Below are 2306 nucleotides of genomic sequence, written 5' to 3' on the forward strand. Positions count from 1 at the left end.
GACCTCGGTGAAGAGGTTGGCGATGGCCGCCGCGCCGAAGGAGAGTTCGGTGATCTCGACCGCGCTGCGTCCGAGTCTGTTCCGCCGCATCCGTGCCGCCCCCTGGTGGTCGCTCCGGTACCGTGCAGGCCCCGCTCGACGAATATTCATCGGAGCACTGGACCGCGTCAACAGCCGTGGGGCCGTCTCGTGGTCCTCCGCGGCCCGAGTGCGTAGCGCCGGATACGGTGCCGCCCTGAGGCGAAACAGGGCGTTCACCAGCCGTATGCACACGGTCAGGGCGAGGCGGCAGCTCTCGTCATGTGTCCACCAGGGGGTGCCTCGGCGCCCCGGCCCCGCGGGGGCCTGTCCGATCTATCGGGGCACGGCGGCGACCGCCCCGCGCAGCAGCCCGGCCGCCTTGTTCCGTTCCGCCGCCGCGACGGTGGTTCGGTGGCCGACGGCGGGGCTCAGCCGCGCTCGGTGACGGCGAATTCGCACCACACGCATTTCCCACCGCCTCGGGAGTCCACACCCCAGTCGTCCGCCAGCAGCTCCACCAGCATCAGTCCGCGGCCCGAGACACCCGACTCCCCCGCGTCCCTGCGCCGGGGCAGGGCGCTGGACCGGTCCTCCACATCGACCCGGAGGCGCCGTTCGGGGCCCGTCAGCATCCGGATGGTGACGATGGCGCCGCCGTCGGTGTGCATCAGGGCGTTGGTGATCAGCTCGTCGGCCGCCAGTTCCACCTCGTCCGAGCGGTCCGTGGCCCCCCAGGCCCGCACCGCCGCCCTGATCATGTGGCGGCAGGAGCTCAGTGCCTCCGAGTCGTTCTGGGCGACGTGCTGCTGGAGCCTGCCGCCGGGGTGCGGGGCCTGCGCGGAGTCGCGGCGCAGCAGCAGTACCGCGACGTCGTCCTGGCCGCCGCGTTCGTCGACGACCTCGCAGAGCCGGTCGGCGAGCCGCTGGAGGTCCTGCGGTCCGTCGCGCACCAGCGATTCCAGCAGCCGCATGCCCTGGTCGAAGTCGGCCCCCGGCAGTTCCACCAGCCCGTCGGTGTACAGGACCATGGTCTGGCCGGGGTCCAGGTCGATGGTGCTGACCGGATAGTCCAGCTGTCCGAACTCCGCCGAGAGCCCCAGGGGCAGCCCGCCCTCGGACACCAGCTTCCGGCAGCTCCCGTCGGCGTCCCGGACGAGCGGGTCGACGTGGCCGGCCCGGACCAGCTGGACCACCCCGGTGACGGGGTCCACCTCGGCGTAGGAGCAGGTGGCGAAGCGGTCGGTGTCGAGTTCGTGGAGGAAGACGGAGGCCCGCGCCATCACCGTGGCGGGCCGGTGCCCCTCGGCGGCGTAGGCGCGCAGCACGATCCGCAGCTGTCCCATGACGGCCGCGGCGTGCGTGTCGTGGCCCTGCACGTCCCCGATGACGGCCCCCACCCGGCCGCCGGGCAGCGGGATGATGTCGTACCAGTCGCCGCCGATGTCCTGGCCCAGCCGCGCGGAGCGGTACCGGACGGCGACCTGTGCGCCGGCCACCTCGGGGATCCGGCGCGGCAGCATCGCCTGCTGGAGCCCTTCGGCGAGATCGTGCTCCTGCTCGTAGAGCATGGCCCGCTGGAGGCTCTGCGCGATGGAGCTGCCGAGGGCGACCAGCAGGTTCCGCTCGTCGCCCGGGAAGCCCTCCCGGTCGCCGTAGAGCAGGCCCAGCGCGCCGATGGGGCGGGCCTGCGCGATGAGCGGCAGATAGGCGGCCGCGGTGATGCCGAGGTGGCTGATGTCCGGCCAGAGGATCGGGTACGAGAGCGCGAAGTCCTCGGCGCTCTCGATGAAGCGGGGTTTGAGGGTACGGATCACCTCGCCCATCGGATAGGGCTCGTCCACCCGCGTGTAGCGGGTGCCCGGGACGTACGCACCCTCCGGGCCGTCGGCGACGAGATGGATGCGTGAGCCCTCCAGCAGGCCCATGACCAGACTGGTGGCGCCGAGGTGCGCGAGGCCCTGGGAGTTCTTCAGCACGTCCGTCACGTCCTTGACGGTGCGCGCGTGGGCCAGCGTCGCCGTGGTGCTCTGCACCAGGCTGGTACGGCGGCGCCGCTCCTCGTCGACCGTCCGGCGGGTGTCGGAGTCGGCCAGTTCCTGGGTGGCGTCGCGGACGATGCCGATGATCCGCCGCGGGCGGCCCTCCCCGTCCCGGCGGACGAAGCCCTGGGTGTGGGTCCAGCGCAGCGTCCCGTCGCGCCGCCTCCTGCGGAAGTAGGCGCCGTAGTTCTCGCGGCCGCTCTTGAGCGCCTCGGAGACCATGGCGTCGAGCCGCTGCCCCTCCTC

1 protein-coding gene is annotated in these 2306 nt (G+C 72.5%); it reads right to left on the bottom strand.

The annotated features are described in order from the left end of the window. Positions 1 to 449 precede the first annotated feature (449 nt). On the bottom strand, positions 450 to 2306 hold a 1857-nt coding region (locus IH13_RS0133920; protein WP_031090623.1), incomplete at its 5' end, for a SpoIIE family protein phosphatase.

Origin of the sequence: Streptomyces sp. NRRL WC-3549 (assembly GCF_000721935.1) — a bacterium.
GTDB lineage: Bacteria > Actinomycetota > Actinomycetes > Streptomycetales > Streptomycetaceae > Streptomyces.